This window comes from Ensifer sp. ENS08, from assembly GCF_014852195.1.
In the GTDB taxonomy this organism is placed as follows: Bacteria; Pseudomonadota; Alphaproteobacteria; order Rhizobiales; family Rhizobiaceae; genus Ensifer; species Ensifer adhaerens.
This window is the reverse complement of the sequence record NZ_JACVBF010000024.1, coordinates 25,135-51,942: the sequence shown is the minus strand read 5'-3', so window position 1 is coordinate 51,942 and position 26,808 is coordinate 25,135. Positions and strand designations below refer to the sequence as shown.

24 protein-coding genes and 4 pseudogenes are annotated in these 26,808 nt (G+C 61.6%); 20 read left to right on the top strand and 8 right to left on the bottom strand.

The genetic code is table 11. The features are described from left to right. The first annotated feature begins 104 nt into the window (after positions 1–104). Positions 105–1,001: a LysR family transcriptional regulator gene (locus IB272_RS32145; RefSeq protein ID WP_060517266.1), complete on the top strand. Its 897-nt coding sequence runs from the start codon at positions 105–107 to the stop codon at positions 999–1,001. Positions 1,002–1,219: 218 nt separating this feature from the next. On the opposite strand, the gene IB272_RS32140 is transcribed toward IB272_RS32145, so the two are convergent. The 6 genes from IB272_RS32140 to IB272_RS32115 all read right to left on the bottom strand — a co-directional run bounded on the left by IB272_RS32140 (position 1,220) and on the right by IB272_RS32115 (position 6,870). Beyond that, a complete protein-coding gene (locus tag IB272_RS32140) occupies positions 1,220–1,546 on the bottom strand; it encodes a hypothetical protein (protein ID WP_089045265.1) in 327 nt (108 codons plus the stop codon). Positions 1,547–1,605: 59 nt separating this feature from the next. Next, on the bottom strand, positions 1,606–2,286 hold the full coding sequence (locus IB272_RS32135) for a type 1 glutamine amidotransferase domain-containing protein (RefSeq protein ID WP_029742572.1): 681 nt from the start codon (positions 2,284–2,286) through the stop codon (positions 1,606–1,608). 215 nt (positions 2,287–2,501) lie between these two features. Further along, positions 2,502–3,728 carry an alanine racemase gene (locus tag IB272_RS32130; protein ID WP_110819584.1) on the bottom strand — a complete coding sequence of 409 codons (1,227 nt, stop codon included), beginning with the start codon at positions 3,726–3,728 and terminating at the stop codon, positions 2,502–2,504. Between the two features lie 40 nt (positions 3,729–3,768). After that, positions 3,769–4,725, bottom strand: a complete 957-nt coding sequence (locus IB272_RS32125; RefSeq protein WP_110819583.1) for an ATP-binding cassette domain-containing protein — start codon at positions 4,723–4,725, stop codon at positions 3,769–3,771. Beyond that, the gene (locus IB272_RS32120; protein ID WP_244496866.1) at positions 4,722–5,594 is read right to left on the bottom strand and encodes an ABC transporter ATP-binding protein; all 873 of its coding nucleotides are present in this window, start codon (positions 5,592–5,594) and stop codon (positions 4,722–4,724) included. The genes IB272_RS32125 and IB272_RS32120 overlap by 4 nt, the downstream gene beginning before the upstream one ends. 322 nt (positions 5,595–5,916) lie before the next feature. Next, complete coding sequence (locus IB272_RS32115) at positions 5,917–6,870, bottom strand: LysR family transcriptional regulator (RefSeq protein ID WP_110819582.1); 954 nt, start codon at positions 6,868–6,870, stop codon at positions 5,917–5,919. Positions 6,871–6,993: 123 nt separating this feature from the next. Here IB272_RS32115 and IB272_RS32110 point away from each other — a divergent pair, with 123 nt between their 5' ends. The 11 genes and pseudogenes from IB272_RS32110 to IB272_RS32060 all read left to right on the top strand — a co-directional run bounded on the left by IB272_RS32110 (position 6,994) and on the right by IB272_RS32060 (position 17,558). After that, entirely contained in the window at positions 6,994–8,922 is a 1,929-nt protein-coding gene (locus IB272_RS32110) for an ABC transporter substrate-binding protein (protein WP_029742575.1), read from the top strand. Between the two features lie 77 nt (positions 8,923–8,999). Then, positions 9,000–10,037 carry an ABC transporter permease gene (locus IB272_RS32105; protein WP_029742576.1) on the top strand — a complete coding sequence of 346 codons (1,038 nt, stop codon included), beginning with the start codon at positions 9,000–9,002 and terminating at the stop codon, positions 10,035–10,037. Further along, the gene (locus IB272_RS32100) at positions 10,034–10,906 is read left to right on the top strand and encodes an ABC transporter permease (RefSeq protein WP_110819581.1); all 873 of its coding nucleotides are present in this window, start codon (positions 10,034–10,036) and stop codon (positions 10,904–10,906) included. The genes IB272_RS32105 and IB272_RS32100 overlap by 4 nt, the downstream gene beginning before the upstream one ends. A 33-nt stretch (positions 10,907–10,939) precedes the next feature. Then, positions 10,940–12,616 carry a serine hydrolase gene (locus tag IB272_RS32095; protein ID WP_192445756.1) on the top strand — a complete coding sequence of 559 codons (1,677 nt, stop codon included), beginning with the start codon at positions 10,940–10,942 and terminating at the stop codon, positions 12,614–12,616. Positions 12,617–12,618: 2 nt separating this feature from the next. Further along, positions 12,619–13,713 (top strand): pyridoxal phosphate-dependent aminotransferase family protein, encoded by a 1,095-nt coding sequence (locus tag IB272_RS32090; protein WP_192445755.1) that lies wholly within the window; start codon positions 12,619–12,621, stop codon positions 13,711–13,713. A gap of 371 nt (positions 13,714–14,084) precedes the next feature. Next, the gene (locus IB272_RS32085) at positions 14,085–14,885 is read left to right on the top strand and encodes a M55 family metallopeptidase (RefSeq protein WP_034800685.1); all 801 of its coding nucleotides are present in this window, start codon (positions 14,085–14,087) and stop codon (positions 14,883–14,885) included. 188 nt (positions 14,886–15,073) lie between these two features. Continuing rightward, positions 15,074–15,760, top strand: coding sequence for a reverse transcriptase domain-containing protein (locus IB272_RS32080; RefSeq protein WP_246810495.1), 687 nt, complete (start codon positions 15,074–15,076; stop codon positions 15,758–15,760). Between the two features lie 69 nt (positions 15,761–15,829). Continuing rightward, a pseudogene (repC, locus tag IB272_RS32075) lies at positions 15,830–16,068 on the top strand (replication initiation protein RepC); the annotation flags it as partial. A 134-nt stretch (positions 16,069–16,202) separates the two neighbouring features. Then, complete coding sequence (locus tag IB272_RS32070; protein ID WP_029742583.1) at positions 16,203–16,592, top strand: antitoxin Xre/MbcA/ParS toxin-binding domain-containing protein; 390 nt, start codon at positions 16,203–16,205, stop codon at positions 16,590–16,592. Beyond that, positions 16,589–17,107 (top strand): RES family NAD+ phosphorylase, encoded by a 519-nt coding sequence (locus IB272_RS32065; protein ID WP_113080445.1) that lies wholly within the window; start codon positions 16,589–16,591, stop codon positions 17,105–17,107. The genes IB272_RS32070 and IB272_RS32065 overlap by 4 nt, the downstream gene beginning before the upstream one ends. Positions 17,108–17,351: 244 nt before the next feature. Further along, entirely contained in the window at positions 17,352–17,558 is a 207-nt protein-coding gene (locus IB272_RS32060) for a cold-shock protein (RefSeq protein WP_060517255.1), read from the top strand. 126 nt (positions 17,559–17,684) lie between these two features. Here the strand turns inward: IB272_RS32060 and IB272_RS32055 are convergent. After that, positions 17,685–17,978: pseudogene (locus IB272_RS32055) on the bottom strand (transposase); the annotation flags it as partial. Between IB272_RS32055 and IB272_RS32050 the strand changes: the two are divergent. The 3 genes and pseudogenes from IB272_RS32050 to IB272_RS32040 all read left to right on the top strand — a co-directional run. Further along, positions 17,965–18,129: pseudogene (locus IB272_RS32050) on the top strand (IS256 family transposase); the annotation flags it as partial. The pseudogenes IB272_RS32055 and IB272_RS32050 overlap by 14 nt on opposite strands. 168 nt (positions 18,130–18,297) lie before the next feature. Continuing rightward, complete coding sequence (locus IB272_RS32045) at positions 18,298–18,999, top strand: DUF938 domain-containing protein (RefSeq protein WP_089045320.1); 702 nt, start codon at positions 18,298–18,300, stop codon at positions 18,997–18,999. Positions 19,000–19,094: 95 nt separating this feature from the next. Next, entirely contained in the window at positions 19,095–20,246 is a 1,152-nt protein-coding gene (locus IB272_RS32040) for a sulfite oxidase (protein WP_113188837.1), read from the top strand. Between the two features lie 38 nt (positions 20,247–20,284). Here the strand turns inward: IB272_RS32040 and IB272_RS32035 are convergent. Next, positions 20,285–20,740: pseudogene (locus IB272_RS32035) on the bottom strand (pyrroline-5-carboxylate reductase); the annotation flags it as partial. A 112-nt stretch (positions 20,741–20,852) separates the two neighbouring features. On the opposite strand from IB272_RS32035, the gene IB272_RS32030 reads away from it, so the two are divergent. The 5 genes from IB272_RS32030 to IB272_RS32010 all read left to right on the top strand — a co-directional run bounded on the left by IB272_RS32030 (position 20,853) and on the right by IB272_RS32010 (position 26,798). Next, on the top strand, positions 20,853–21,851 hold the full coding sequence (locus tag IB272_RS32030) for a LacI family DNA-binding transcriptional regulator (RefSeq protein ID WP_192445754.1): 999 nt from the start codon (positions 20,853–20,855) through the stop codon (positions 21,849–21,851). Positions 21,852–21,892: 41 nt separating this feature from the next. Next, on the top strand, positions 21,893–23,197 hold the full coding sequence (locus IB272_RS32025) for a sugar ABC transporter substrate-binding protein (protein WP_246810493.1): 1,305 nt from the start codon (positions 21,893–21,895) through the stop codon (positions 23,195–23,197). A gap of 73 nt (positions 23,198–23,270) precedes the next feature. Next, positions 23,271–24,203 (top strand): sugar ABC transporter permease, encoded by a 933-nt coding sequence (locus IB272_RS32020; RefSeq protein WP_060607552.1) that lies wholly within the window; start codon positions 23,271–23,273, stop codon positions 24,201–24,203. After that, positions 24,196–25,089, top strand: coding sequence for a carbohydrate ABC transporter permease (locus IB272_RS32015; protein WP_192445753.1), 894 nt, complete (start codon positions 24,196–24,198; stop codon positions 25,087–25,089). The genes IB272_RS32020 and IB272_RS32015 overlap by 8 nt, the downstream gene beginning before the upstream one ends. A 2-nt stretch (positions 25,090–25,091) precedes the next feature. Beyond that, entirely contained in the window at positions 25,092–26,798 is a 1,707-nt protein-coding gene (locus IB272_RS32010; RefSeq protein WP_192445752.1) for a glycoside hydrolase family 32 protein, read from the top strand. Positions 26,799–26,808: the final 10 nt, after the last annotated feature.

Here is a 26,808-nt window from a genome sequence, read left to right as displayed (position 1 = left end):
AGCCGGCCGGCGTCCCCTGGATCGACGCAAAAGCTAGGATATCCGAAAGCAATAGGGTATCCTGCCATTTCTGGAACTTTCCTCTCAGTTTCCGGAAGGATACGATGGATCGGTTTGAAGCGATGTCGGTGCTGCTGGCGGTGGTGGACGCCGGCAGCCTCTCGGCTGGATCGCGGCGATTGCATGCACCGCTCGCCACGGTCAGCCGCAGGGTCGCGGATCTTGAGAAACACCTTGGCGTGCGCCTGGTCGTGCGCACCCGCCGCGGCCTCTCCTTGACGGATGAGGGGCGCAGCTTCGTCGCCGCGTCACGTCGTATTCTGGAGGAGCTGGACGCGGCGGAGCGGCAGGCCAGCGGCGATTATGGCGCGCTGCGTGGAGGGCTGCACGTGACCGCACCGATTGCCTTCGGCGAGCGCCATCTGCTGCCAATAGCTCTGGAGTTCCTGAAGGAGCAACCCGATATCAACCTGCGTCTGACCCTCGCCGATCGTCAGCTAAGTCTGGCGGACGAGCACGTCGATGTGGCCCTGCGGATCGGACACTTGGCGGACAGCGCGCTTATCGCAACGCGCGTCGGCGCCGTCCGACGGGTGATCTGCGCGAGCCCCGACTATCTTGCCCGCCGAGGCGCTCCGCTTCAGCCGGAAGACCTCAGCCACCATGATGGCATAAGCTTTCAGGGCTTTGCGACCGCGCCGGAATGGCGCTACCGCCGGGACGGCGCGGCCTTTGCCATCGAGCCGCGCCCCAAATTCGCGGTCAATACGACGGAGGCTGCCATTCAGGCTGCAATAGCCGGTATCGGCATTATCCGCGTGCTGTCTTACCAGATCTCCGATCAGTTGCGCTCCGGCGCTCTGCACGAATTGCTGACGGACTTTGCACCGGAACCGCTACCTGTGAACGTTATCCATGGACCAGCCGATCCCCTGCCGCTGAAGGTGCGGTGCTTCCTCGACTGGATCGTCCCAAGCCTACGTGCTCAGCTGGCTTACTAGCGTCCCGCTTCAGGCGCACCCCGTTGATAGCAGTGAGGCGCACCGGTGCGAATGCTGCAAGATGCGGCTGTCCTTCCCTAAGTGCCTAACATGTCTATGCTCCGCAGCGCATCCTCAATATCTCCTTCGGCCTAGGTTAGGCCGCTTGGAAAACGTATGTGAGCGCTGAGAGGGGCCGTCATTTCTTTGGCGAAGACGTCTGGCGTGTGATCGTTCGGTCAAAAGCTCACGCGCGCGCCAATCTTCCCGCCGCCCGAGCGCGAACCATCGCCCTCGACGTTAAACAGCAGTGAGAAGTCGATATTCCAGTTGTCGTGGTTGGAGAGAGTGAGCCCGGCGGAGATCCTCCCGAACAGGCCTTCGCCATCAAGCGAGGCAAAGCCGATATCCGCGCCGATCGACGGTGATAGCGTTAGTCCGTTTTCGAGCCCCAGCGTTCTCTCGACATCGAACCCGACGCTGAAGCGGGCTTGTTCCTCTATGAAGCCCTTGAGATCGATTGTTTCGCCAAGGGAATTGGAGACGGAATAGTCCTCTGTCTGCAAGACACGCTCCGCCGAAGGCGGACGCTCTTTCTGGCGACGCGCCCCGATCCAATCTTCGATTACGGTTTCAAGGCGGCCAGGAGGGCTTTTGCCGTTTCGCCAGATGAGGCGGGATTCTGGCCGGTGATGAGCCGGCCATCGACGACCGTGTGGACGCCCCAGTCTTTAACCTTCGAGAAAACGGCGCCGAGACCGAGCAACTCATCTTCTACCAGGAAGGGCACGACCTCCGTCAAACCGACGGCCGCTTCCTCGGAATTCGTAAAGCCGGTGACCTTTCGCCCGTTTACGAAAGGTGTTCCGTCCGGGTTCTTGACGCGGTGCAGAACGCCGGGTGCGTGGCATACAAGGGCAATCGTCTTGCCCGCCGCAATGAAGGCTTCGAGCAGCTTGATCGAGTTTCCGTCCTCGGCGAGATCCCACATCGGACCGTGACCGCCGGGATAGAAGACGGTGTCGAAGTCCCCTTGGTTGACGCTGTCGAGGCGAACCGTCTCGGCGAGCTGGGCCTTGGCTTCCCGGTCTGCCTTGAAACGCCGAGTGAGGTCGGTCTCAAACATCGGTTCATCGCTCTTCGGGTCGAGCGGCGGTTGGCCGCCCTTGGGCGATGCAAGGGTGATTTCGGCTCCGGCATCCCTAAAGACGTAATAGGGAGCCGCCAGCTCTTCGAGCCAGAACCCTGTCTTCTTGCCGGTGTTACCGAGGGTGTCGTGCGAAGTGAGGACCATTAGGACTTTCATGGATCATATCCTTTACACTGGAGGCGTAGATTTGAAGTCCGATCAGCCGCGTCGGCTTCTCGATGCACTGATATTGGCGTCGCAATGATATTTGGGAGATCTAGGTCTCACAATCCAGCTTTCCATCTCGATGATGGACGAAGGAGCGAGAACTTCAACGCGTTGATGGGCGGCGATAAATCGCCGCCCAGGTGGCCGAAAGGCCGGTGCGCTCTTCAGGTCTGACCGTTGCGGGCGTCGACCGGCAGGTTGGCTGCAGTGCCATCCGCACGCGCCAGGACGAAATTGTCGAAGTTGGCGATCGAGGCGCAGGAATGGTTGGGGAACACGCGCACGCGACTGCCGAGCGGCAGGGGGCGCCCGGAATGGGGGACGAACCCGTGTTCCTCGGACAGTCGCTCGAGCGTCCACAGGCCGGTTTCGCCATCGCCTTCGGCGCTGACGACGGTGCCGAACCCTGCGCCACCCATGCCATGTGCGCCGCGATCGGAGCTCATGGACTTCGAACCAGCGTCGATGATGAAGTGCGCGTCGTTCGACGCGACGACCCGGGCGACGACTGAAAGCGCGAGGTCGTCGGCGGTACAGATGCCAAGCCGAAGGGCGGTGCCGTCCAGAAAGACGTAGTTTCCGGGACGGATGCAATCGACTTCCCGGGGCAGCGGTGCACCGACGCAAGTCGGCGTTGCGCCGACGGAAATGCAATCGACGGCGAGCCCGCGTTGCCGAAGCCTCTCGGCGAGACCGAAGAGGGCCTCGGCCTCGTCGTCGGCGATCTTGGCCAGGGCATGGGGCTCCGGAGCCCCGTAGGCATGTCCGGCGTGCGAAAGCAGTCCGGCAAATCGCAAACCAGGGGTGCCGGCGATGCTTGCGCACAGTTCAGGCGCTGCCGGGTCATCGGGTTTGAGGCCGACGCGGCCGAGGCCAACGTCGACCTTGAGGAACACGCCGATCTCGGTGCCGTGCCGGCTGGCGGCCTGCGACAACGCATGGACACCTGTTTGGCTCGCCGCAATCGTGCGCAGTTCCACGCCCCGCTTCTTGACCGCAGGCAGAAGGCGATCGAGCGACGCCGCGTGGACGATGGGATAGGCCAGGATGATCGACGCAATCCCGGCTTCGGCAAAGATAAGCGCTTCGCTGGGCTTGGAGGCGGTGATACCGCGCGCACCTGCGGCAAGCTGCTGCCGGGCGATGTGGAGGCTCTTGTGCGTCTTCACATGCGGAAACATCGCCACGCCGGCTGCATCGGCGCGCTGCTGCATGGCCTTGATATTGCGGGTGAGCCGTTTCTCGTCGACCTCGATATAGGGTGTCGGTCGGTCGGCGGCCGCTGGACGCAGGAACATTGCGGCCGTGGTCCCGCTTGTGCTGTCGCGGATATCTGTCGACGCCATGCCGGCAGCGCTCGCAGCCGGTTGCGTCACTTCGAAAGTGCTCATTTTGGGATACTCTGATCTGGAACGGGCTATAGCGGCTATGTCAGGCGGTTGCGACCTGGCGCACGTAGTGGGTCGATGAGATCTGCCGCATCGGCAGTTCGCGAGGCACGAAGTCCGGCGCACGCACCGCACTCGGAATTTCGTCGGACATCGGCTGGCGCCCTTCCGGACGGCGCGTCGGATCGGCAATCGGCACGGTCGATAGCAGCTTGCGGGTATAGGGGTGCTGCGGATTGCTAAACACCGAGCGGCGATCGCCGATCTCGACGATTTCGCCGAGATACATGACCGCAACGCGGTGAGCGATGCGCTCGACCACCGCCATATCGTGGCTGATGAACAGAAGAGCGATCTGCATCTCGCGCTGCAGGTCCATGAGTAGATTGATCACCTGCGCCTGGATCGTCACGTCGAGCGAAGCGACTGCTTCGTCGGCGACAATGAGACGCGGCTTGAGCGCAAGCGCCCGGGCGATACAGATGCGCTGGCGCTGCCCGCCGGAAAATGCATGCGGATAGCGCTCGAGATGCTCAGGCGAAAGCTCGACCTTTGCCAGAAGTTCGGCGGCGCGGGCGCGCATGTCCCTGGTCGAACCCAGCTTGTGGACCCGCATCGGATCCATCAGCGATTGCTCGATCGTCATGCGCGGGTTGAGCGAAGAAAACGGATCCTGGAAGACCATCTGCGCTTCGCGCCGAAATCGCGCGAGGACAGGGCGCGGCGCGCCGATCAGTTCGGTTCCATCAAAGCGGATGGAGCCAGAGCGCGGTCGATCGAGCTGCATGAGCGAGCGGGCGACCGTCGACTTGCCGCAGCCGGATTCACCGACCAGCGCCAGGGTCTCACCGGGAAAAATGTCGAAGGAGACGTTCTCCACCGCGTGCACCCGCCCGGAGACGTGGCCGAACAGCCCGGCCTTCAGATCGAAGCGCGTAACCAGGTTTCGCACCTCGACAAGTGGGCGAGGGGATTGCGTCATATGAGCCGGCGCGTTCATTCTGTCGCCTCCGCGGGCTGCCGCTCCGGTTCGAACACCAGCAGCGGAAATTTCTCCGGCGCATCCTTGTCGGCCATGCTGCCGAGGCGCGGCACGGCGGAAATCAGGGCGCGTGTATAGGCATGCTTCGGCTTGGCGAAGATGTCGTAAACCGAACCCGTCTCGACGATTTCACCCTTGAGCATCACACAGACCCGGTCTGCGACTTCCGCAACGACGCCCATGTCGTGGGTAATGAACAGCACCGACATGCCGATTTCGTGCTGCAGGGCGCGAACCAGATCGAGGATCTGCGCCTGAATGGTCACGTCGAGCGCGGTCGTCGGCTCGTCGAGGATCATCAGCGACGGGCGGCAGGCGAGCGCAATAGCGATCATGACGCGCTGGCGCATGCCGCCGGAGAGCTGGTGAGGGTACTGGTCGAGCCTGCGTTCCGCATCGGGCACACGTACCAGCTTGAGGGTGTTGAGCGCGATCTGGCGCGCTTCCTCGGGTGTCTTGTGCTGGTGATGGATCACCGCTTCGGCAATCTGGTCGCCGACGGTAAAGACCGGGTTCAGGCTCGACATCGGGTCCTGGAAAACGATCGAGATGTCTGCGCCACGAAGGGCTTCGACCCGCTTTTCCGACAATGTCGCGAGATCGGCGACCTTGCCGTCCTTCAAGCGCATCAGCACTCGCCCGCCGGTAATCGCCGCGCCGTCATACTCGGTCAAACGCATGATCGTCATGGCGGTCACCGATTTGCCGGATCCGGACTCGCCGACCAGCGCAACTGTCTCGCCGCGCGCGATGCGGAAGGAGACGCCTCGCACCGCGCGCAGCTGTGAGCGGGTGCCGGCCGCGAAGGAAACCTCAAGGTCTTCCACGGATAGGATGACATCCTCGGGCAGTTCAGGGGGCGCGGATTTAGACAGGAACATCAGCACATGGACCCGATTTCGAGGGGACGTTGCCCTATCAGCTCTCGCAACGGGGTTGCCTCCTGTCAATATGCTCGGATGGCGGAGAACTCCCCGTGAGGCAGGCCGTCAGTGCCCGGGCGGCACGCAATCGGCTTTTGTCCGTGCCGCAAAACCGAGTGAAATCAATGTGTCACGAATGTGGCAATCGAAACTATGCGCTTTCTGCATCGTGGCGCCTGTATTCGCATATGGCCTCGGTCGGGCGATTTGGGGTCATCACCGTGCCTCAGGCGGCATCGATGCCGACATCGAATCCGTTCTTGTACTGTGGCAATGCCGCACACTGCTTGAGATGCTGCCACAACCCATCACTGTCGGCGCTACCAGGGCCGGCGCGCCTGAAGATGCGGATCTCCATTTCGAGCGACATCTGTGGTCCGCCGATCTGGACGAGGCGGCCTTGGCGCAGGGCTTCCGCCACACAGATCTGCGGCAGCCAGGCGACGCCACGTCCGGCGACGGCCATGTGCTTCAGGCCATCGGCGAGGCCCGACTGGTAGACGATGCTGAGATTGAGCGGCCGGCGCCAGCGCGACTGGATCAAGGTCGCCAGCTTGCCGATGTAGCCGTCGCTCCAGGAATAGGCGAGATAGGGGATCTCCGTGCTTTCGGGCCCGTCGATGTCGAACAGCGGTCGGCCGCTCTCGTCGGCTCCCGACACCAGGATCAGCCTGTCCTTGCCGATCTGCAACGATTCGAACGGCCCGCCTTCCAGCACCGGCGGTCCATCGGGATGCACATAGGTGATGGCGAAATCGCATTGGCCCGAACACAGATGGTCGATGCTTTCGAGGAAGTCGGCGGCGTGCATGCTGGTGCGCAGCGGCAGGCGCGAGATCAGCGGCGAGCCGATCCATTTCGGGAAGAAGTACATCGCCAGCGTATGCAGCGAGGTGAAGGTGAGCATGGCCGAGCTCTCGCCGGCGACATTGCGGCAATCGGTGCGCAGCCTGTAGGCTTCGCGCACGAGCCGCTGGCAACCCGGCAGGAACATCGTGCCTGCCCTTGTCAACTGTACCGGATAGGTGCTGCGGTCGATCAGGTCGGCGCCGATCCAGTTCTCGAGCGATTTGATGCGCCGGCTGAAGGCCGGTTGGGAGATGTTGCGCGCCGTCGCTGCCGTCGAGAAATTTCTGGTCGCGGCAATTTCCAGAAAATCTTCAAGCCATTGCAGTTCCATGCCGGCCCTCATGCGTGATTTGCATAGTCTATCCTAATTACACATTGGACAGACCTGCAAGCGCTCTTCTAGCCTCCCCTATAACGAGAAGAAAACTTCCGCCTCCACCAAATGGGAACAACGATGAAACGCACCTTAGCCCTAGCTCTGTGCCTGGGGCTCGGCATCGCGGCTGCGCCCGCTATGGCCGAGACCAAGAACCCCGGCACTTTCGTCTTCATGTGGACCGACGACATCCAATCGTTCGATCCGGCCTATATCGCCAACACGCCGAGCTCTTACGGCGCTCTCAACATCTACAGTCGGTTGTTGAACTTCAACGGCTCGAAGATCTCCGAGTTCGTGCCGTCGCTCTCGACCGAAGTACCGTCGCTCGAAAACGGCCTCATCAAGCAGGCGGCCGATGGCTCGGTGAGCTATACCTTCCCGATCCGCAAAGGCGTTTCAGCCCACAAGGTCGGGATCAAGGGCGCCGACGGCAAAGTCACCTGGGAATACTACGACAAGCTGACTGACGCCCAGAAGGCGACGATCGAGCCGGGTTACGGCCAGATCACGCCCGAAGACGTACGCTATTCGTTGCTGCGCGCCATTCTTCAAGGCCAGTCGTGGATGTCGAACGCGATCACCGAGGTGATCACAGCCGGCAAATATACCGACATCGCCAAGTGGGTTGAGGCCGAAGGCGAGGTCAAATCCATCAACGACGCCAGCCCCGAGATCCTGCGCAAGGTCTATGACCAACTCGCGTCGCAGATCGTCGTCGATGGCGATAATGTCACGCTCAAGCTGCCCAAGTCGTTTCCGGCCACGCTTGGGGTGATCGCGCTGCCCTTCGGCACTTCGGTCGTCGACAAAGAATGGGTTGCATCGGTCGGCGGCTGGGATGGCTCGGGTGACACCTGGAAGGCCCACTACCGTCCGGAACTCGGCGCCAATCCGCTGTTTGCGGAAGAAAATGGCACCGGGCCGTTCATGCTGGAAGAGTGGGACCGGACCGACCGGCGCATCACGTTGAAGCGCTTCGACAATTACTTCATGGGCCCCGCCAAGCTTGAGCGCGTGGTCATGCGCACGGTGCCGGAATGGACGACGCGGCGCCTGCAGCTTCTGTCCGGTGACGCCGATTTCGTCACGGCACCCGTCGAGTTCATCGACGAACTCAGCAAGACTGAAGGCGTCAAGGTCATTGACGGCCTGCAGAAAGTGTTCTCGCGCGGCATCTTCTTCGCCTGGCCGCTCGACGACAACGACAATCCGGCGATCGGCAGCGGCAAGCTCGACGGCGCCGGTATTCCGCCGGATTTCTTCGCCGACATCGATGTGCGCAAGGGTTTCAACTACGCCCAGAATTACGACGCGCTCCTCACCCAGGTGCTCCTCAACAAGACCGTGCAGTCTCGTGGGCCGACGGTTCGCGGCATCATGGGTTACCGCCCGGATTCACCTGTCTACAGCTACGATCCCGCCAAGGCCGAAGAACACTTCAAGAAGGCATTTGACGGCAAGCTCTGGGATACCGGCTTTGCCTTCACCGCCTATGTGACCGAAGGCAACCCGCAGCTGACGGCGGCACTCTCGGCGCTGCAGCAGGGGCTGTCGCGCATCAATCCGAAGTTCAAGATGCAGATCCAGGCTCTGCCGTGGGCGTCCGTTTCGGACAAGCTCAACAACCGCGAAAAGCCGGCAGCACCCTTGACGGTGATGGGTTGGGGTCCTGACTATTCCGATCCGGGTGGTCCGCTCGGTGCCGCCAGCTATTACCTCTCGCCGACGGGTCTCGTCGGCGGCATGGTCGGCCAAGGTTATCGCGACCTGATGGCGGAGAAGTTCAAGCCGCTCCTGGATGAAGCCTGGGCATCGGTCGATCCGGCGGTTCGCGAGCCGATCTACGCCAAGCTGCAGGAGATGTCGTACGAATACGCCACGACCCAGTTCCTCTGGGAAGATTTCGGCTACGTCGTCACCCGCAGCAACATCGACGGCTATGTCGACAACATGATCCTCTACGGCGCCTGGGACTTTTACCCGGTCACCAAGGCCAACGACTGATTGGCGAACGGCATGTCGGGCGGCAAGACCGCCCGGCATGCCTTTTCTCTTTTCCCTGAAATCGGAACGTGTGAACCGTGCTGAATTACGCACTCAGACGACTGATGATGCTGCCGATCGTCCTCTTCGCGCTGTCGTTGATGATCTTCGCGCTGCAGATGTCGCTTTCGCCAACACAGAGACTGGCGGCCTATGCGCCGTCGCCCGATTATCTCAAGGGTGGTCAGGAGAGCATCCGCCGGATGATCGAGCAGTACGGGCTCAACGATCCCTTCTACATTCAGTACGGCCGCTGGATCGGCGGCGTTCTCAGCGGCAATCTCGGCTGGTCCGAGACCGCCCGCCAGCCGGTGTCGACGGCGCTGATGTCGCTGTTTCCGGCGACGCTGGAGCTGGTCGTGCTGGCCTTCGTGCCCTGTCTGCTACTCGCCGTCTACCTCGGCTCGCGCGCCGGCATCTATCTCAACCGCTGGCCCGACCACGTCATCCGCATCTTCACCATTCTCGGCTGGTCTTTTCCGGTTTACGTCTTCGGCCTCTTGATGCTGCTGATCTTCTATTCGGCGCTTGACTGGTTTCCGCCCGGCCGGCTCAGCCAGTGGGCGCAAACCGTGGTCAGCTCCGGCGATTTCGTGCGCTACACCGGCGCCAATACTATCGACGCGCTGCTCAACGGCAACCTGGCGATCTTCGGCGATGCACTTCGTCACCTTGCGGCTCCCGTCATCACGCTGACCTATGTCAACGTCGCCAGCATGACGCGGGTGATGCGCACCTCGATGCTGGAAACGCTGCGCCAGGACTACGTACGCACCGCCCGCGCCAAGGGCCTGCCGCGCCGCGTCGTCGAATTGCATCACGCCAGGCGCAACGCGCTTCTGCCGCTTGCAACCATCGCCGGCATGGAACTCGCCGTGATGATGGGTGGCGTGGTCATCACCGAGACCATCTTTGACTACGCCGGGCTCGGCCAGTTCGCCGCCAAGACCGCTGCCAATCTCGACTTTCCCGCAGTTCTCGGCTTCGGCCTCTATTTCGCGGTCGTCCTGGTGCTGATGAACCTGGTCGTCGATCTCATCTATCCGTTGCTTGACCCGAGGGTGAAGACGCAATGAAGTTTCTTCGTTACCTCGCACGAAATCCGGTGTCGCTGTTTGGTGTCGTGATCCTCCTCGCCTTCGTGCTGATCGCCGTCTTCGCGCCCGTTCTGGCGCCGCCGCAAAGCTTCCAGCTTTCTCCCTACGACACACCGCGAGCCGGCTTCCTGGCAACGCCGCAACCGCCTTCGCCGGAGGCCATATTCGGCACCACGCAAGGTCAGTACGACATCTTCTATGGCGTCGTCTGGGGTACGCGCACGGCATTCAAGATCGGGCTCGGGGTCGTGGCGATCTCCGTGCTGATCGGCACGGTCGTCGGTGCAGTCGCGGCCTATTACGGCGGCGTCGTCGAGGAAGTGCTGATGCGCATCGTCGACGTGTTCATGGCCGTGCCCTTCCTGATCGCCGCCATGGTGCTGACGGCGTTGCTCGGCAAAGGCATCGTGCCCATTACGATCGCGCTGACGACGTTCGGCTGGATGAGTTATGCCCGTATCGTTCGAAGCGAGATCCTGAGGATCCGCGAGATGGATTACATCCACGCAGCCAGGAGCTACGGCGCCAGCGATCTCAGGCTGATCGTCCTGCATATCCTGCCCAACGCCATGTTTCCGGTGCTGGTTCTGGCGACAATGGCGACCGGTTCCATGGTGCTGTCGGCCTCAGCGCTCAGCTTCCTCGGCGTTGGCACCGAAGAAGGTTATGCCGACTGGGGCCAGTTCATCGCCTATTCGCGCAACTGGATCGTCGGTCAGCCCGGCAATCCCTTCCAGTTCTGGTACACGCTGGCCTTCCCCGGCGCGGCCGTCTTCCTCTTCGTACTGTCGTGGAACCTGGTCGGCGATGCGCTACGCGACATGCTCGACCCACGCCACGCCCATTGAGACCCAATCCCTTACGACCAAGGAGCATTTTCCATGTCCTCTCTGTCTGCTGCTTCCATCGAGCTGTTCGAGGATCTGATCCGGTACGAGGTCGAGGACAAGGCGATCCCGTCGATCTCCTACGCCCTCGTCGACCGAGACGGTGTGCTTGCCGAAGGCCATGTCCAGCGCCATGACCGCCATTTCGACATGGGCAAGGACACGTGCTTCCGTATCGGCTCGATCACCAAGACCTTCACCTCGCTGGCGATCATGCAACTGGTCGAGAAGGGCCTTGTCGATATCGATGTCGACGTCTCGACCTACCTGCCCGGATTTAAGCCGGTGAACCCGTTCGCTGGCGCCGAGGGCGGGCCTCACGGCTCGGTCATCAGCCTGCGCAAGCTGATGACCCATACGGCCGGGCTCGTGCGCGAACCCAAGAGTGGCCACTACCTCGACGCGACCCGTCCTCCGCTGGAAGACACGGTCGACGAGCTCGCCAGCTCGACCTTGAAGCAGGATCCGAGCCTTGGGGTGATGCATTACTCCAACGCCGGCATCGCCGCCGTCGGTCGGGTGATCGAGGTCGTCACCGGCCAGAGCTATTCCGACTATGTCGCTGCCAACATTCTGAAACCGCTCGGCATGGACAGTTCCTCCTGCGGCATGGCGCCGGGCATTCGCGAGCGGCTTGCGCCGGCCGACATGTGGACGCTCGACGGCGATACGCCGGCGCCGGTGTTCAGCCTTGGCGGCTCGCCGGCCGGCAACATCTTTTCCACCACGGGGGATATGGCACGCTACGCCCAGTGCCTGCTGCGCGGCGGTTTTGACGCTGCCGGCAATTCGATCATCTCGCCGGCGTCGCTGCGTGAGATGTGGACACCGTTCGGCAAACGTCCGGCCGGCCACGACAAGACGCTCAACGGGTATGGCCTGTGCTTCGGTGCCGGCGACGTCGACGGCTGGACCTCGGTCGGCCATGGTGGCGCCGTCTATGGTTATGCTTCGCAGATGATGCTGTTGCCTGCCGCCGGCGTCGGCGTGCTGATCTTTGCGACCCTTGATTTCGCCAACCAGATCGCCTCGCGGCTCGGCGTCGACGGCGTGCGCATCGTTCTTGCCGAGCGCAAGATGGGCAAGATGCCCGAGCGGACACAGCGTGCGCCGGAGATCCCCGAAGCGCAGTTCAAGACCCTGCCGGGCTATTACCGCAACGACGCCACGCAGGAGATCGTCGAGGTCAAATCCAAGGACGGCAAGATCTACCTGATGGGCGAGGGCGTGCCGCACCGGATCCGTCCCGTTGCCGGCAACGATTTCGTCATCGACGGTCGCATCTACGGGCGCGGCGCGGACTATGCCCATATGAACCTCTCCTTCCCGGCAGCCGGCAAGCTCGTCTGGCGGGATACAAGCTGGACACGCATAGAGACGCCTGAGGACGAGACCGTGCCCGACGCCATTGCGCCGCATCTCGGCGAATATGGGCCGGACTTCAACATCACCTACCTGACCTACAGCCATGGCGGCCTGAAGTGCCTGATCGAGTACTTCTGCACGCACACATGCGAACCGGTCGAGGAGGGACGCTTCCGCATGCATGGGCGGCTTTACGAAGACGAGATCCTCGAACTTGATGCCGTCGACGACAACGGCAAGCGCGGCATCCGCGTCGGGCCGATGTTCCTGGCGCGACGCAGCCCGTCCCAGGCCGAAGCGGCGTGACCATGACCGCTCCAATCAAGATGGAGTCACCTCTTGGCGCCCGCATGTCCATCGGCGGGCGCGAGGTCGACTATTATTGCGGCACGTCGTACTTCTGCCTGCATGGCCACTCCGAGGTGATCGAGGCAGCCTGCGAAGCGACCAGGCGCTACGGCATGGGGCCGGGGACGCTCGCCCATATGCAGGTCTATGCCGATCTGCAGGAGCGGTTGCGCGACTGGTTCGGCGCAGACGAGGTCGTCTACATGATTTCCGGCTACACCAGCCCCATGGTGTTGCTGCAGGGGCTGCGCGACGAATTCGATGTCATCTTCATGGATTACGCAACGCATTACAGCACCCGTGACGCGATCCCGACGCTCGGCAAGCGGGTTCACGAATTTCGGCATGCCGATCCGGAGGATCTTGCTGCGCAACTGTCGTTGCATGTGAAGGCGGGCGAGCGGCCGGCGGTGCTGACCGACGGCGTCTTTCCGTCATCCGGACGGTTGGCGCCACTTGGTGATTACCGGCAGGCCATGGCCCCCTATGATGGTGCGCTGCTCTGCATCGACGATTCCCACGGTGTCGGCGTTCTTGGTGAGACCGGCCGCGGATCGCTGCAGCACGCGGGGCTCGAAGGCGAGGGCAACTATCTCGCCGGCACGATGAGCAAGGCGTTCGGCGCGCTCGGCGGCATCGTTCCCGGTAGTGCGGATCTGGCCGCCAAGATCGCGGGCAATGCGATGATCATGCGTGGTGCCTCGCCGGCGCCACCGGGTCTTGCAGCCGCTGCAGCCGCATCGTTGCGCGTTCTGCAGGCGACACCGGAAAAGCGCGCCAACCTCGTTCGCAACGTCAAGCACATGCGCAGCGGGTTGCGGACCCTCGGGTTCGACGTTGCCGACACGCCGGTACCGATCGTCACCATCAAGGGCGTCACCGACCTCGAACAGCTGCGCAATCGTCTGGCGGAGCGCGACATCATCGTCAGGGTGCAGCAGCCTGGTGGTTATTCCGACGCGTCAGATGTTGCGACCATGCGGCTTGCGGTGTTTTCCGAGCACACGGCCGATCAGATCGAACGGCTCCTGCAGTCGATGGGCGAACTTCTCTAGACCTGCGTGTGGAGTTCTCACCGACGTTGGCGTCGGCGAGAACTCCGCGCTAGCGACCGTGCACGCACGCCTGCTCGTGAGGGAGTTATCCATAACCGATTGAAATCTCGGGAGTTAGGCGATTCTTGCATGGAGTTTTGCCCAAATTGAATTGGCCTGTGGCGGCGAGCTGCACCAATGTTCCGTTAAACGACATGCAAATCGCCGATCACCGGTCAGACGTGCCTCGCCGATAACCAAGTCTGCCAAAGTGGCCGCTGAAGCCCCCGCGGTTGGCGGCGCCCATCGCGTTGGTTGGCCTTCGCGATGCCTGCCTGAAACGACCGCATCTATCCCGCTCTTCCCGATTTGACCGATAGAGGAACCCACCCATGAAAGTTTTCATCTCCGCTGACATCGAAGGCACCGCAGGCATCGCGCAATGGGACGAAGCCGAGCGCACCCATTCCGACTGGACCGAATTTCGCGCCCTGATGACCGCCGAGGTGGTCGCTGCCTGCGAGGGCGCGCGTGCCGCCGGTGCGACGGAAGTCGTGGTGAAAGACGCCCATGACAGCGGTCGCAACCTCATCCTCGACCGCCTGCCGGACTATGTCCGCATTGTGCGCGGCTGGTCCGGCCATCCGGATGCGATGATGTTCGGCCTCGATGCCGGCTTCGCGGCCGCGCTCTATACGGGCTATCACTCCAAAGCGGGCAGCGAGGCAAATCCGCTCGCCCATACCTCCACGATGCGCATCTCGCGCCTGCTTTTGAACGGAGAGGTCGCCTCGGAATTTACCGTCAACGCGCTCTGTGCCGCCGGTTACGGTGTACCGTCGGTCTTCCTTGCCGGCGATGCCGGTATTTGCTCTGAGGCGCGGGCGATGGTGCCGGGGCTGAAGTCCGTGGAAACGCTGGAGGGTAAAGGTCGTTCGACGACGTCGATCTCGCCTGCTTGGTCGCGCCGGCTTATTCGTGAAGGCGTGGCAGAAGCGCTGTCCGGCGATTTCGCTCAGGTGCTGCCGTCCAGGGCCGAGCGCTACGAAGTGGTGATCGAGTTCAACAATCCGACAGATGCCTATCGTGCCGGCTGGTATCCCGGTGCATATGCGCACGGTCCTCGCGCCGTCGCCTTCAAGCATGCGGATTTTGCGGAGATCCTGCGAGCGCTGGTCTTCCTGAAAGCCTGATCAAGGGCGGGCTCTCGTGCCTGGACGTCGCGGGATAGAGCCACTGGCCTTGATAGGTAGCAACGCGCCAAAAAGGGCGCTTTCCGACCGTCACGCCGCCCTCGCTGGACGAAGCTGGCTCAACCTTGTTGCCTGGATAGCAGCGCGTTGCCTCCAACAAAGGTGGACGCACGGCCGGGGTTGACGGGATGACGGTGGGACGTATCCGAAACAGGAGTGAACATCGCTTCCTGGTCGATCTTCAAGCTGATCTGCGCAGTGGTGCATATCGGCCAAGTCCGGCCAGGCGCAAGCTCATTCCAAAGGCCGGGAAACCGGGGCAATTCCGACCCTTGGGCAACCCCACCATCAGAGACCGCGTCGTACAAGGCGCGGCCAGAATCCTTTTGGAGCCGATCTTCGAGGCGCAATTCTGGCATGTCTCTTATGGGTTTCGACCCGGCAGAAACACCCACGGCGCCTTGGAGTACATTCGTCGGGCAGCCTTGCCGCAGAAGCGGGACAAGGACACTCGGCGAAACCGGTTGCCATATCCTTGGGTTATTGAGGGGGACATCAAAGGATGCTTCGACAATATCAATCATCATCAGCTGCTCGAGCGGATGCGCAAGCGCATCGGTGATCGACGAGTGGTGAGATTGGTCGGATTATTCCTCAAGGCCGGTGTTTTGACTGAGGATCAGTTCCTCCGGACGGACGCCGGTATCCCTCAGGGCGGGATCATCTCACCTTTGCTCGCAAACATCGCCCTTAGCGCGATCGAGGAGCGATATGAAAGGTGGACCTATCACCGCAAAAAGACCCAAGCCCGTCGCAAAAGCAACGGGGTGGCGGCAGCGGCGAGCGCCCGGGACAGCGGTCGATTTGATAACTGAGTTCAGCAACAGATCTTCACCAAACACCTGCCGCAGCCGGACCTTCAGGTAGGTGGGATGAGTAGGCGAGTGGTGGTCCGATCGATGCTGGGCGTCAGTCCAAGCGCCACCAGGACGCCTGCGAGGCGATGGGGCCGGAAAATGTGGCTGCGACAATGGCCTGTATTCTCGAAAGGGCAGGGCACATCAACTCGGCCGGCGGATATCTGCGCAATCTGACGGACAAGGCGCGGCCAGGGGAGTTTTCGCTCGGGCCGGTGTTGATGGCTCTGTTGCGGGCGAATCCAGTGGTTGTTCGAAGCGCCTAGCGAACGGCTCTTTGGGGGTGGCAGTGGCTTGAAACTTCTCGCTACCCCGGCGAATGTCGTAGTCGCTTGCGTTACCGTCAATAGAGTCATATATTTCGCACAATAAATGAGTTGCTGGATATGGCGGAATGATCATGCCTCAGGTTCTGAAATCTTTAGAGCACAGCGGTCCCTTGGTGCTGTCCTATATGGATCGCTCGGGAAAGATCGCTGTGGAACGGGTCGCAACCGGCTTCGGCATGTCTAAGAGCCAGTTGGCCGAGACGGCGGGGCTAGCCCGCGAAACACTTTATAGAAGTGAACGTAGCCTGGGCGCGAAAACGCAGAGCCGTCTTCGGGAAATGCTGGAGATTATCAGTCGTGTCTCAGATTGGGCCGGTGGTAAGGAGCAGGCAATGGCTTGGTACCGGGCCCAACCTCTACCAGCTTTTGGCGGGCGTACGCCCGAGGCTCTCGTAAAAGACGGCAAGGCCGCGGCGGTGCGAGATTACCTCGATCATATGGCCCTAGGGGGCTTCGCTTGAGGTTTGTGGGCAATTGTTACCGTGCGCACGATCCAGGCTGGGCTTTCAAACCGGTTTCAGGAGATGGCGCGGCTATAAGAGGCGCGCGGTTCAACCCAAAAGGCGTGCCAGCTCTCTATCTCGCCCTTAGTGTGATGACGGCGGTAAAGGAAGCCAATCAAGGGTTTGCCCATCGCATCGACCCTTGTGTACTTTGTTCCTACGATGTCGACTGTGATGACATTACGGATCTTGCTTCTGAAGTTGGTCGGGCCTCGAATTCCGTTTCGGTGGAGGAAATGGCCTGCAGTTGGGCCACCACGCTTTCCGAAGGAAGGAGACCCCCATCCTGGTCGATATACGATCGACTCAAGGCGAGGGGCACGGCAGGCATCATAGTACCCAGCTTTGCGCCCGGCGCCGAAGAGGGAGATCGAAATCTGGTGCTTTGGAACTGGGGCCCCAACCTGCCGCATAAAGTGCAGGTACACGACCCAAGTGGTCGGCTTCCGAAGGATCAACTGTCCTGGGATTAGGCGCATCGGCGCAATTAACGCGTTCAGGCCCTTTACGACTGCGTCTTGATCTTGCAGCCATATTACGCCCGCTCTACCGTGCTTACAGCAAAGGTAAGCAACCAAGATCCGGAATTTTGGTCCGGTGCGATAGACGCGACAGCTCGCATGCTTTTCGTTGACGCCGGAACCGTCTACTAATGTGAGCGTACCAGTATCATTCGAGCCTATCGGTCCGACACGACGATGATCAAAGGAGGATACTTTGGCAACCGGTACAGTAAAATGGTTCAACACAACAAAAGGCTTCGGTTTCATCCAGCCGGATGACGGAACTGCCGATGTGTTCGTCCACATTTCCGCGGTAGAGCGAGCTGGTCTACGCGGACTCAACGACGGCCAGAAGGTTACCTATGAGCTGGTGAAAGACCGCAAGTCCGGCAAGATGTCGGCGGACAACCTCCAGGCCTGAGCGCATTGCGATTCTGCAGCTTACTGCATGCAGTGTTTGCTCTGCTCCAGCGGTGCCTCTTGGCCGGAACCCGCCGGTATGACCGGCGCTTTGAGGTGATCAGCCGGGCCGCGCGACCTTGTTTTCGCTCAAATCGGTCGGCGTATGGTCGATCTGGCAGACGTCGAGTGGGTGCGGTGCGTGGATATAGCCTGGTCGCGGTTTTAACCGCAGCAGGTGCTTTGGATTGGCCGACCGCTTTCTGTCGATCTCTTCAGGCGAAAACAGCGCCGGGATGCGCCGGGCAATGGTGACATAGGACGGCAGGGCAAGACCAGCCTCTTCACAGCGCGCACGGATTTCGGCGACGACCGGTGCGAGAGGAGGCGCCTCGAGCGTCAGCCATTGCTCGCGCAGTGTCTTGCTGATGATTGCCTTGATGCCTTCTGACGCCATCGTCCGCCTCGTCGGCGCGATCCTGCTCGAGCAGAACGACGAATGGGCTGTCCAACGCGCCAGATACATGACGCTGGAAACCATCAGCCAGATGAGCGATGATCCGCTCATCAGCCTGCCAGCCGTGGCGCGCTGATCATCCCGGCCCATGCCGGAGAACGCGGCGACCAAAGCCGCCACTTACACCACTCCCTGGGACATGATCCCGAACGCAGCACCGACGACCCTTTGTAAGTCCGCAATCCTTGATTTCAGTTATTTCAGCTATAAGGTGGAGGCATTGCCCAAAGGGGATTACAGGCCAATGCTCCCAGAGAAGAAGGACCGTTCGCCTGTTGCGCTGGAACAGCGCGACGTCAGCGCCGACCAGCGCATGTTCTCACCTTCCGCTGCGCGAAATTCGGCGCCGATCCTCGCGGTCCTACAACGTGTCCTTCCAACACGTGGCACCGTGCTGGAGATTGGATGCGGGACCGGTGAGCACGCCGTGTGTTTTGCGGGGGCAATGCCAGACATCACCTGGCAGCCGAGCGATCCGGATGCCGACGCCCGCGCCAGTACGTCTAGCTGGATCAAATTCTCAAGGCTGAAGAATGTGCTGGCACCGCGGGATATTGATGTGTGCTCAGGACAATGGATCGTCGAACAAACGGGGCATTTTGACGCCATCTTATCGATCAATATGATCCACATCGCGCCATGGACGGCAAGCTCAGGATTGTTCGAAGGAGCTGGCCGTTTGCTTCACGATGGTGGGCTTCTCCTTCTCTACGGTCCCTTTACGCGCGACGGCGTACACAACGCCCCCTCGAATGCTGCTTTCGACGCCGCTCTAAAGGAGCGCAACCCATCTTGGGGTGTGCGTGATATCGCTGACCTTGAACAATTGGGTGAGGCCGCTGGACTTGTTCTCCGCGAGACGATCGAAATGCCTGCCAACAACATGTTGCTGGTCTTCTGCAGAGGTACTGTCTCAACGACAAGCCGGCGCGAAAGAGAAATGTGACCATGCAGTAAGCTGCGGTATAGGCGAGAATGCAGCCGAAGGCGGAACGCGACAGGCGCACTGCGCGGGGTGTGATCTAACCGGAACCCGCGGGGATGGATACCGAGGTTGTGCTTTTGGAAGGAGAGACGAGAACGATGCCGACACCAGAGCAACCCAGCCTGATAGTTCGACAAAAATCCCCACAGAATACCGAGTTTCCATTTGCGTCGCTCTCCGATTTGCTGATCCCAACCGAGCTGTTCTTCGTGCGAAACCATTTCCCCTCGCCGGACCTCGATGCGCGAGACTGGAGATTGCGCGTTGACGGGGCGGTGGCGCGGCCGCTCGAACTTGATCTCGACAGCATCAAGGCGATGCGGAGCACGACCTTGACTGCCGTCGTCGAATGCGCCGGGAATGGCCGCGTCTACTATGTGCCACCGAAGGAGGGGTTGCAGTGGCAGAACGGAGCCGTCGGCAATGCTGCGTGGACAGGAGTTCTTCTCAGCGAGATATTGGAAATGGCGGGCGTTAAGCCTAACGCGCGTGAGGTCCTGCTTGTGGGCGCAGACAGCGGCGTCGTCGACACGAACAAAAAAACGGCTTCTCCTGGCCCCATCGCTTTTGCGCGCAGTCTACCGCTTGAGAAGGCCATGGCGCACAGCACGATCCTTGCCCATTCGATGAACGAGGAGCCGTTGACGCGCGATCACGGCTACCCGCTGCGCGCGGTTGTGGGTGGCTGGTTCGGCATGGCTTGGGTCAAGTGGATCACCCATATCACGGTTTTGGAACAACCATTCCTTGGCTACTGGCAAGCGCGTGAGTACTTCCGTTGGGAGCGCAACCTCGGGGAACCGAGCCTAGTCCCCCTCACGGAGATGGAGGTCAAAGCGCAGATCGCGCGACCCGTGCAGGGCGCGCGTCTCATCGCCGGCCAACCCTATCGAATTTTCGGAGCCGCCTGGGGCGGCGAGGCTGCTATCCGGCAGGTTCAGGTCTGCACCGAAGATGGAAGTGGCTGGCGCGAGGCAAGCCTCCTCGAGAAAGAACGTCCTTTTGCATGGCGCTTGTGGGAGTACACGTGGACCCCTGAAAAGGTGGGGCAATACAAACTGCGATGTCGCGCGATCGATGCGGCGGGGCGCGTGCAGCCCGACCAGCAGCGTTCCGACTTCGAGAGCTACGCGGCCAATTGGATCGTACCGGTGGAGGTTACGGTCGTTCCCGAGCCGCAGACCTATGAGGAGGAATTCGTGATCTAATCAACCGCATGGGGCGAAATGGCGGCGAGTGTCACCTGTTAGCGGTTGTTGATCCGCTCGAACACTCTGTCGAGCACTCGCGTCAGCGCTAGGGTTCCGCACCTTTCGTCGAAGTCCCGGAACACCTGTTCGTTGAGGCCGCTCTTGGTGGCAAACTCGCGGCTCATCTCGACGAAATCGACATCCTTGCCTTGCGTGAAGTGCCGCTTCGGAACGACCGGCAAACAGGGGCACGAGATAGGCGCGGCCCTTTTCTTCCGGCAGGCCATTTTGGGCGAGCCATTCTGTCGTGCGTGCATGATGCCGAAATAGGTGGCCATCAAGGCGCTGGCTGCGGCGAGAAGGTCATATTCCACCTTGCTCTCCCATTCGACGGCGTTGCCGAGCACGTCGAAGATCGCCGCCGTCGCTTGGTCCCCAGGGAAGACTGCCGTGACGCCTTGGCCACGGGCAACGAAGGGCAGAGGGGTCGCTTGGGTCAGATGGACGCCTGCGACGAACCAGCGGTTTGTCGGCGAAGTCACAAGGACCCGTCGGCTCCGCTTGACAAAAGACCGTGGTTTAAACTATAGGGTAATCGATAACCCAACGGAGTTCAGGAGCATCGTGGCAGTCTCGCTTTCTGACATTGCGGAGCGTGCAGGCGTCTCGGTGAAGACGGTCTCCGGCGCATTGCACGGCGGCTCCGCGCGCATGTCGGACGATACCCGCCAGAAGGTGAAGGCGATCGCCGAGGAATTGGGTTACGTGACCAATCTCGCCGCGCGCGGTGTGCGTCAGGGATGGCTACCGCTGGTCGGCGTCGTTTCTGATGGCCTCATCACTTCGCCGTTCGCCACCGAAATCGTGCGCGGGCTCGATGGTGCTGCGCGCAGTGCAGGCATGGCAGTGTTTGCCGTCAACCACAGCAGCGGACAGTCAATCGGCTCGGTGGTCGACGAGGTGCAGCAGTTCCGGCCGCGTGCCGTTGCCTATGCCGCCATGTACCACAAGGACGTCGATCTGCCGCCGGCACTCGCGGGCTCCGTCGGCGTGATGATCAATTGCCGCGAGGCCTCCGGGCGCGTCACGTCACTGGTCCCCGACGAAGAAGGTGGGGCGCGCGAGATCGTGCGTTACCTGCTCGCCTCTGGCCGCCGCCGCATCGCCTTCATCAACCTGCCGGGTATCCTTGCCGGGGCGCTACGAGAGAAGGGTTTTCGCGCAGCCCTTGAAGAGGCCGGCATCGAACCGATTGGTGTGCTTCCGGCCGTCCGCCGCAGCGTTTATAGCGACCGCGCTCCGAGCCTCGTCGCGTCGCATGTCGAGACATTGCTGGCCACCGGTCAGCGGCCGGACGCGATCCTGTGCGGCAACGACCGTGTCGCAATGGAAGTCTATGCGGCCCTTGCGCGCGCCGGCCTTAAAATCCCGGACGACATTGCGGTGGCCAGCTTCGACAACCAGGTCGAGCTCGCCTCGCGGCTGGATCCGCCGTTGACGACGATGGCCCTGCCGCACCGCGCGATGGGCCGCCTGGCCATGGAGATACTGCTCGCCGGGGAACCTCAGCCGCCGCATCTGCGCAAGCTGCCGTTTCATCTCGTGGAGCGGGCATCGGTCTAGCAACCAGCATTCTTGTCGAATTGAATAGGAGGAGAAGATCAATGACGACTTATTTGGGTAATCGTTTACTTAGTGCACTTTTCGCGTCTTCTGCACTCTTGTGGAGCGCCGGTTTTGCAGAGGCAAAATCCGTCATCCATGTGATGCACCAGGGCGATCCGGGTTGGGTGAAGGCCTATGGCGACGTCGCCAAGCGCTTCGAGGAGGCCAATCCCGACATCGACGTCGAGATGATCTACGCGCCGCACGACGCCTATAACGAGAAGTTCAGCGCCGCCGTCATGGCAAAGCAGTTGCCCGACGTGATGGAACTCGACGCGCCGTTTCTCGCTAACTACGTCTGGTCGGGCTACCTGCAGCCCATCAAGCCACTCGTCGACAAGGATGTCCTCGACGACATGACCGGCTCGAACATCGCTCAGGGAACCTACCCGATCGACAAGGACCTCTATGCAATCGGCCTTACCGACTCCTCGGTCGTTCTCTACGGCAACAAAAAGTATCTCGAAGCCATCGGCGCACGCATACCGAAATCCGTCGACGATGCCTGGACGCGCGAGGAATTCGAAGGCTATCTCGAAAAGCTCTCCAAACTCGAAGGCGTGAAGTGGCCGATCGACACGTTCCGCGGTTACGGGATCAAGACCGAGTGGATCACCTATGCCTACGGCCCGCTGCTCGAAAGTGCGGGCTGCGACCTGATCGATCGCAAGGCTTGGAAGGCGAGCGGCACGCTCGACAGCCAAGCCTGCGTCAAGGCGCTGACGATGATGCAGACCTGGGTGAAAAACGGCTGGGTTGTTCCGACCTCGTCCGGCACCAACCAGTTCTATGCAGAGGGGCAGCCGGCAGCGCTCGCCATGGGTGGGCACTGGTTCTACGCCGAAGCTGCCGCTGCGATGAAGGACAACATCGTCGTCATGCCGCTGCCGAAGATCGGCGAAAAGGGCGTCAGCCCGAACGGCACCTGGATCTGGGGCATCTCCGCGAGCTCCGAAAACCCTGAGGCCGCCGGAAAATTCCTGAGCTTCCTTCTGAAGGACAAGGACTACCGCGACTATGCAAAGACCCAGTCGGCCTATCCGGGGCTGAAGAGCTTTGCGGCAGAATCCCCGCTCTACGCTGAAGGCGGGCCGCTTGCCGTCGCCTTCGAGCAGGCCTCGAAAACCGCCGTCGCCCGTCCGCCGCACCCGGCCTATCCGACGATCACCTCGGCCTTCATGCAGGCGGTCGACAAGATCTTCAATGGCGGTGATGCGCAGGAGGCACTGACGGCTGCGGCCAAGAAGATCGATCAGGACATCGAGGACAACGCCGGCTACCCGCCCTTCGACGAGCAGCAATAGGGCGTTTTTCGCGGGGCCGTCTCTCTGGCCGGCCCTGCGCGATTTCGGGAGGATGAGCGATGAGGAGGAGACCATGACCTTGCAACAGACGTCTACGGCCGCGCTGCCACGCCCCGCCAGGCGGCGCGACCGGCAGCGGTTCTGGCAGGAGGTCGCGATGATCGCACCGGCCGTGCTGCTGCTCGCCATCTTCCTGATCACGCCGTTTCTTCTATCCTTCTGGACGGCGATGACCAATCAGCCGCTGGTGCCGCGTCCGACGCCGGTGCGTTTCGTCGGCCTCCTGAATTTCCAGCGGGTCTTCACCGATCCGCTTTTCTGGACGTCACTCTGGAACGTCACGCGCTTCACGGTGTGGGTGCTGCCGGTCCAGTGCGGCCTTGCCTTCCTGACGGCGTTGCTGCTGCACCAGAAGCTGCCGATGCAGAACCTTCTGCGCGGAATGTTCTTTCTGCCGGCGATTACATCCATGGTGGTCGTCTGCGTGATCTGGGGCACGTTGTTCCAGTATCCGAGCGGTCCGCTCAACCAGATCGTCGGTTTCTTGTCCGGCGGCATGATCCAGCCGATCGACTGGCTCGGCGACCCGAACTGGGCGATGTTCTCGATCGTGCTGCTCTCGGCCTGGCAGGCCTATGGCTTCCAGATGATCATTTACCTCGCCGGCCTGCAGGGCATTCCGGACGAACTTTACGATGCCGCCCGCATCGACGGCGCCAGCGCGTTTCGCCGCTTCTGGCACGTCACCATGCCGGGCCTGCGTCCGACCCACGTCTTCGTGCTGGTTATCACTACGATCCAGGCCTTCAAGCTCTACACGCAGGTTGCGATCCTGACCCAGGGCGGACCGAAGGAAAGCACGGAGACCGTCGTGCACTACATGGTGCGTGCCGGCTTCGAGGAACAGAAGCTCGGATACGCATCCGCCGTCTCCGTCATTCTCTTCGTCATCGTTCTTCTGATCGCGCTTCTCCAGCGCAAACTCCTGAGGCGCTTCGATGTCTGATCTCGTGCTTAGCCAGCCAGCCCCGCTGGCGATCCCCCGCGGCAACAGCAAGACGGGCCTGCGTGTCGTCCAGACCGTCTGCATCTTCATCATCGCTCTGGTGATGATTTCGCCGCTCTTCATGCTGCTGATCGCCAGCCTCAAGGATGACCGTTTCCGCATCCTTGCGGACATGGGCAGCTTCCGCGCCTTCTGGGTCAGCGATCCGACCCTGTCGAACTACCGCGAGATCGCCAATTTCTCCGGCGAACTTGCCTATGGTCGCTACCTCGTCAACTCGCTGGTGATCCTCGTCGTCACCGTCGTGTCCGGGCTGATCATCAATTCCATGGCGGGCTTCGTTCTCGCCTGGGGGTCGCTTCGCGGCAAGGCGATCCTGCTTGCCCTCGCGGTCGCGCTCTACGTCATCCCGCAGGAAAGCATCATCATGCCGCTCGTCGTGATGATGTCGCGGGTGGGCCTGACGGATACGTTTGCCGTGCAGATCCTGCCCTGGGTGGCAAGCCCGCTCTATGTCTTCCTGTTCTACCAGTTCTTCGCCCAGCTACCGAAGGAACTCTACGAAGCTGCGGAGATGGATGGAGCGTCGGCGTTTCGCATCTACCGGTCGATCTACATGCCGCTCAGCCTGCCGGCGCTTGCGACGGTCTCGATCCTGATGGGGATCGAGAGCTGGAACCAGTATCTGTGGCCGACGCTGGTCACCCAGACCGACTATGCCCGGCCGATCTCCGTCGCTATCGCCACCTTCTTCGGACAGGACAGCATTTACTGGGACCGCGCCATGGCCGCGTCCGTGCTGATGATGATCCCTGTCCTCATCCTTTACCTCGCCTTCCAGCGCTGGTTCGTAAGTTCGTTCGTCGGCTCCGCCGTGAAAGGTTGATTATGACTTCGCAGACAAAACCCGCGAGCCCCGTGCTTGAAATCGTCGAGGCCGAACTCCCGGCCGGGACCGTGCTGCATCTCTGGCTGAAGGCGCGCAAAATTGGCGACGAGGCAATACTGTCCGTCACCTTAGACCGCAGTGAGATTGCCGGTCCGTCCACGCGCCGCGCCGGGGAGTTCGAATTCTTCGCGGTGACGCTCGGGACGACTGGCCGCACGGTGCTTGCCTATGATGCGGAAACAACTGCGCTCTCCGTCGCCTATGCGTTCCACCCGCAGACGGTGCTGGAGGAGGGGATCCGCGTCCTCCATCACGACGTCCGCACGGCGCCGCCTGAGGTTCCCGGCAGCTACCATTTCCGACCGCCCTTCGGCTGGATGAACGACCCGAACGGCTTCGGCCGGTTCAAGGGTCTCGGCCATCTCTTCTACCAGCACTATCCGCATGGCTTGCGTTGGAACACCATGCACTGGGGCCATGCGGTCTCGAAGGATTTGATCCGCTGGACGCACCTGCCGATGTTCCTGTTTCCGGCGGACCACCTGTCGGAAAAGGACGATGGCCGTGGCGGCGCCTTTTCCGGCTCGGCCGTCCCCGTCTCCGGGCCGGACGGGGACGACATCCGGGTCTTCTACACCGAACACGTTCGCGACCGGGAGCCGGAGGAGCAGATCCAGCTCTCGGCCGTCAGCCGAGACGGCATCGTTGCCGGCCCGTCCGAGGTGATCCTGCCTATCCGTCCGGAGGGTCTGAACCTCACGACTGATTTCCGCGATCCCTATGTGTTCAAGGGCCCGGACGGCCGCTGGAAGATGCTGCTTGGCAGTCGCGACCGATCGGGCGGTGTCGTCCTGCTTTACGAGACGGCGGATCTGCAGGGTGCCACGGGCTGGACCTTCCTCGACATCATCTATCGCGAGGACGGTTTCGGCATGACCGCAGCGGAGTGCCCTTGCATGCTGCCGGTCGGCGGCATGGCGGATGATCCGGAGACCCGCTGGGCGCTGATCTTTGGCCTGCTCACAAGCCGTGACCCGGCCACCGGCCGGCGCAACCTCACATCCGTCACCGTCGGCCGCTTCGACGGCCGGTCGTTCACGGCCGAATTCGAACAGGAACTGGATTTCGGCTCCGACGCCTACGCCTTCCAGGCCTTCGTCGACGGCGACGAACCGGTCGGCATCGCCTGGCTTGCCAACTGGACAGACTTTTCCAAGAAGGACGATTTCCCGACGGCGATGACCTTGCCGCGTCGCGTGCTTCTCGATGGGGATGCCGTGTTGACGCCGCCGGTCGCGGCAGTCGAAAGCCTGCGCCACAGGCTGCTCGATGAAACAGCCCTTGCTGCGGGCGAAACGGTTCCACTCGAAAGCGGTGCTGTTGAGATCGTGCTTGCACTGCCCGAGGCCGGCGCGGCTTTCGAGCTCGTCCTCGATCACCCGGATGTCGCGCTTGGCGTCAGGCTCGATGACGAGGGCCTTGCAATCCTCTTCGATGCCGGTACCGGCAAGCCGCCACCGCGATATCTGGCGTCAGGCGCCAGACCTTCGCAGCTGCGCATCTTCCTCGATGCGGGCTCGATCGAGGTCTTTGCCGACAACGGCCGCTGGACAGGCACCAAGCGCATTCCGGGATTTGCCGCCGCGCGATCGGCAAGGCTGACCGGCGCCGTCACGGGCGCGAAAATCTGGCAACTCAAGCTTTGAGGGAGGAAGA

Coding starts and splice junctions, on each gene's coding strand:
- IB272_RS32145 (WP_060517266.1), top strand. CDS start 105: ATGGATCGGTTTGAAGCGATGTCGGTGCTGCTGGCGGTGGTGGACGCC.
- IB272_RS32135 (WP_029742572.1), bottom strand. CDS start 2,286: ATGAAAGTCCTAATGGTCCTCACTTCGCACGACACCCTCGGTAACACC.
- IB272_RS32130 (WP_110819584.1), bottom strand. CDS start 3,728: ATGAGCACTTTCGAAGTGACGCAACCGGCTGCGAGCGCTGCCGGCATG.
- IB272_RS32125 (WP_110819583.1), bottom strand. CDS start 4,725: ATGAACGCGCCGGCTCATATGACGCAATCCCCTCGCCCACTTGTCGAG.
- IB272_RS32115 (WP_110819582.1), bottom strand. CDS start 6,870: ATGGAACTGCAATGGCTTGAAGATTTTCTGGAAATTGCCGCGACCAGA.
- IB272_RS32110 (WP_029742575.1), top strand. CDS start 6,994: ATGAAACGCACCTTAGCCCTAGCTCTGTGCCTGGGGCTCGGCATCGCG.
- IB272_RS32100 (WP_110819581.1), top strand. CDS start 10,034: ATGAAGTTTCTTCGTTACCTCGCACGAAATCCGGTGTCGCTGTTTGGT.
- IB272_RS32095 (WP_192445756.1), top strand. CDS start 10,940: ATGTCCTCTCTGTCTGCTGCTTCCATCGAGCTGTTCGAGGATCTGATC.
- IB272_RS32090 (WP_192445755.1), top strand. CDS start 12,619: ATGACCGCTCCAATCAAGATGGAGTCACCTCTTGGCGCCCGCATGTCC.
- IB272_RS32085 (WP_034800685.1), top strand. CDS start 14,085: ATGAAAGTTTTCATCTCCGCTGACATCGAAGGCACCGCAGGCATCGCG.
- IB272_RS32080 (WP_246810495.1), top strand. CDS start 15,074: ATGACGGTGGGACGTATCCGAAACAGGAGTGAACATCGCTTCCTGGTC.
- IB272_RS32070 (WP_029742583.1), top strand. CDS start 16,203: ATGCCTCAGGTTCTGAAATCTTTAGAGCACAGCGGTCCCTTGGTGCTG.
- IB272_RS32045 (WP_089045320.1), top strand. CDS start 18,298: ATGCTCCCAGAGAAGAAGGACCGTTCGCCTGTTGCGCTGGAACAGCGC.
- IB272_RS32040 (WP_113188837.1), top strand. CDS start 19,095: ATGGATACCGAGGTTGTGCTTTTGGAAGGAGAGACGAGAACGATGCCG.
- IB272_RS32025 (WP_246810493.1), top strand. CDS start 21,893: ATGACGACTTATTTGGGTAATCGTTTACTTAGTGCACTTTTCGCGTCT.
- IB272_RS32020 (WP_060607552.1), top strand. CDS start 23,271: ATGACCTTGCAACAGACGTCTACGGCCGCGCTGCCACGCCCCGCCAGG.
- IB272_RS32015 (WP_192445753.1), top strand. CDS start 24,196: ATGTCTGATCTCGTGCTTAGCCAGCCAGCCCCGCTGGCGATCCCCCGC.
- IB272_RS32010 (WP_192445752.1), top strand. CDS start 25,092: ATGACTTCGCAGACAAAACCCGCGAGCCCCGTGCTTGAAATCGTCGAG.